Consider the following 3,319-nt stretch of genomic DNA (forward strand, 5'->3'; position numbering starts at 1 on the left):
GCCTGGGCGCGCTCGTCGCCGGCACGGTCGGGTGGGGCGCGCTGGCGCTCGGCGCGGTCGCCGTCGCGCTGGCGGCCGTGCCCGCGGTGCCGGACCGTCCGTGGCAGGGGCCGCTCGCCGTGCTGGGCGCGCTCGCCGTCGCGGCCGGGCTGCTGCGGCACCTGGTACGCCGCTTCGGCGGCATCACCGGCGACGTGCTCGGAGCGCTCGTGGAGATCGTCACCACGCTGTCCTACCTGGGACTGGTGCTGACCGGCTGAGCGTCACCGGTCCGGGCGGGTAGCGTTCGGGGCGAGTGCACCGGCGTGGTCGAGGGGGACGGCATGCTCATCACGGACGACTTCCTGCCGGTACCGGTGCCCGAGTCGCTCGACGCGACCTACCTGGTGCCGATCACCGGGCTGCCCAAGGTGAGCCCGAAGACCGCCGTGGAAGGGCTCGCCGGCCGGCTCGCCGAACCGGTGCACGGGCTGGCCCGGCAGATGCTCGACAGCCCGCTGATGACGGTGGACACCCGTACCGTCGACGAGTTCCCCGAGCTGCCGCCGGACCTGCTCACCGCGTTCGGCGCCACCGAGGAGCAACTGGCCCGGCTGGCCGCCGCCACCCACCTCGTGGTGGTGCAGGCCGAATACCGGCCGGGCTGGCCGCCCGCGCACGAGTGGGCCGCCCGCGCGGTGGCCGCGGCGGTCGCCGAGACGGTCGGCGGGGACGTGGTGGACGTCTTCGGGCTCCAGTTCCTCGACCCGGCGGCGGCGCTGCGCTCGCTGCCGGACGAGCAGGGCCGGATCCGGCTCGTCGACTGGGTGCTGGTGCCCTACTCCTCGGACTCCGACGGGCTCTGGTTCACCACGAAGGGGCTGCGCCGGTTCGGGCTGCTGGAGTTGCAGGCCCAGGGCGTGCCGGACCACCTGACCCGGGCGTGGGGCGCGGTGATGACCGGCGCGGCCCGGCGGCTGCTGCGGGACTGGACCGACGGGCTGGCCGGCGAGGAGGTGCCGGCGTTCGTGCAGCTTCCGGTGCTGGCCACGGTGACCGGGCACGACATCGCCGTGGCGTACGGCAATCCGGAGCAGCACGGCGCGACCGCGCCGGTGCTGCTGCGGCTGGAACTGGACCCGGCCACCGACCCGGACGCCGACTCGTTCCTGAGCCTGAACCCGCCGCCCGGGCACCCGGGTCCGCCCGGCCGCTACTTCGCCGCCGCCTGCGCGACGCTGTTCAACGGCATCCAGCCGGACGTCCGCTACACCCGCACCGGTGACGCGATGAGCCGCGCGGTGGAGACCGCCCGAGAGGCGCTCGGCGACATCCGGGCCCGGTTCCTGGCCGGCCGGCTGCCCGAGGAGAGCCAGCTCGTGGTCAAGTACGGCCTGCCCGGCGACGACGGCCCCGAGTACGTCTGGGCCGGGGTCACCTCGTGGGACACCCCGGAGCGGATCGTCGGCGCCAGCGCCAGCGACGCCAACACCGACCCGAGCGTGCGGATCGGCTCGCCGGTGGTGGTGGAGGCGTCGGACGTCGTCGACTGGGCGGTGCTGGACGGCACCGGCGTGCTGGAGGGCGGCTGGACGCAGGCGGTGCTCGACGCCGGGGAGCGCGGCGAGCACTGACCCGCGCGGCTCAGCGCACCGAGGGCTTGACGAACGGCGGCCTGGTCAGGCGCATCCGGGCGCGGCGGCCACGGATGTCCACCTCCAGCTCCTCGCCGTCGGGCAGCTTCGGGTCGGTGTCGACGAGCGCCAGCGCGACGCCCTGCTTGAGCGTCGGGCTGAACGTGCCGCTGGTGACGGTGCCGACCTGCCGGTCGCCCGCGTACACGGCCATGCCGGGGCGCGGGATGGCCCGGTCGACGGCGGTGAGGCCGCGCAGCGTACGGGCCGGGCCGGCGGCCTTCTCGGCGCGCAGCGCGTCGCGACCCCAGAACGCCGCCTTGTCCCAGCCCACCGCCCAGCCGGAGCGGCCCTGCACCGGGGTGATCTCCGGGGACAGGTCCTGCCCGTGCAGCGGGTAGCCCATCTCGGTGCGCAGCGTGTCCCGGGCGGCCAGGCCGCAGGCGCGTACGTCGTCGGCCGCGGCGAAGATCGCGTCCCAGACGGCGACCGCGTGCTCGGACGCCACGACCAGCTCGTAGCCCAGCTCGCCGGTGTAGCCGGTGCGGCACACCGTCAGATCCACCCCGTCGAGGCCGGCGGTGGAGAAGCTCATGTAGTCGTGGCCGGTGGGCAGGCCGAGCGCGCCCAGCAGCTCGGCCGAGCGCGGACCCTGGACCGCGAGCACCGCGTACGCCTCGTGCTCGTCGGTGACTGTGACGCCCTCGGGCGCGGCGGCGCGCAGGCGGCGGGCGACCTCGGCGGTGTTGGCCGCGTTGGGCACCAGGAAGACGTGGTCGTCGGCGTGCAGGTAGGCGATGATGTCGTCCACCACGCCGCCGGTGGCGTCGTCGCAGCAGAGCGTGTACTGCGCCTGGCCGGGCGCGATCCGGCCGAGGTCGTTGGTGAGGCAGGCGTTGACGAAGTCCGCCGCGCCCGGCCCGGTGACCCGGATCTTGCCCAGGTGCGAGACGTCGAACACGCCGACGCCCTCGCGGACGGCCGTGTGCTCCTTGAGCACGCCGCCACCGGCGTACTCCAGCGGCATCTGCCAGCCTCCGAAGGGGGCGAACTTCGCGCCGAGCGCGGTGTGCCGCTCGTGCAGCGGGGATCGGCGCAGCCGGGTCTCGGCAGCGTCGGAGGTCACCTCGGTCATGGGTGGCAACTTACCGGCCCGGCCCGCTGTGGTTAGCATCGGCGGGATCCCGTCGGCACGCATCGGCGGGACAGCCACGCCTCCCGGCGGGTAGGTTGCCGCCGGAGACACCTTCATCGCCGGTACGCGACGACGCGGCCGGCCCGGCCCGCCCGGAGTAGCTTTCGTGACATCGCCCCGCACCACCCTCAGCCTGGTCGACACCGACCCCGCCGAACTCGCCGTCGACGCGATCGTGATCGGCGTGCACAGCCAGACCACCGAGCCGGGCAGCGGCGCACCCGCCCACGCCCTGCTGCTGGCGACCGGCGGGGAGAGCATCGCCGCCGCGTTCGACGGAAAGCTGACCGAGACGCTGGCCCTGCTCGGCGCGACCGGTGGCCCGGGCGAGGTGATCAAGCTGGCCACGCTGGGCACGGTGACCGCGCCGCTGGTCGTGGCCGTCGGCCTCGGCCCGGAGCCCTCGGGCGCCGCTCCGGCGCCGGAGTCGCTGCGCCGGGCCGCCGGTGCCGCGGTGCGGGCGCTGGCCGGCGCCCCGCGCGTCGCCCTGGCCCTGCCGCTGCCCGACGAC

The 3,319-nt window shown here is 75.4% G+C and carries 4 protein-coding genes; 3 read left to right on the forward strand and 1 reads right to left on the reverse strand.

Annotation, left to right across the window (positions count from 1 at the left end; all coding sequences use genetic code 11):
• Together EAD96_RS27705 and EAD96_RS27710 are read left to right on the forward strand one after the other, a co-directional pair.
• On the forward strand, window positions 1-260 hold a 260-nt coding region (locus EAD96_RS27705), incomplete at its 5' end, for an adenosylcobinamide-GDP ribazoletransferase (RefSeq protein WP_199733318.1).
• 63 nt (window positions 261-323) lie between these two features.
• Window positions 324-1,613: a DUF2314 domain-containing protein gene (locus EAD96_RS27710; protein ID WP_121686314.1), complete on the forward strand. Its 1,290-nt coding sequence runs from the start codon at window positions 324-326 to the stop codon at window positions 1,611-1,613.
• Window positions 1,614-1,623: 10 nt separating this feature from the next.
• Here EAD96_RS27710 and gcvT read toward each other — a convergent pair whose 3' ends face one another.
• The gene (gcvT, locus tag EAD96_RS27715) at window positions 1,624-2,748 is read right to left on the reverse strand and encodes a glycine cleavage system aminomethyltransferase GcvT (RefSeq protein ID WP_199733319.1); all 1,125 of its coding nucleotides are present in this window, start codon (window positions 2,746-2,748) and stop codon (window positions 1,624-1,626) included.
• A 166-nt stretch (window positions 2,749-2,914) separates the two neighbouring features.
• Here gcvT and EAD96_RS27720 point away from each other — a divergent pair.
• Window positions 2,915-3,319: M17 family peptidase N-terminal domain-containing protein (locus tag EAD96_RS27720; RefSeq protein ID WP_305034169.1), on the forward strand; the 405-nt coding region annotated here is incomplete at its 3' end.

The organism is Micromonospora sp. BL1 (genome assembly GCF_003667485.1).
Lineage (GTDB): Bacteria > Actinomycetota > Actinomycetes > Mycobacteriales > Micromonosporaceae > Micromonospora > Micromonospora tulbaghiae.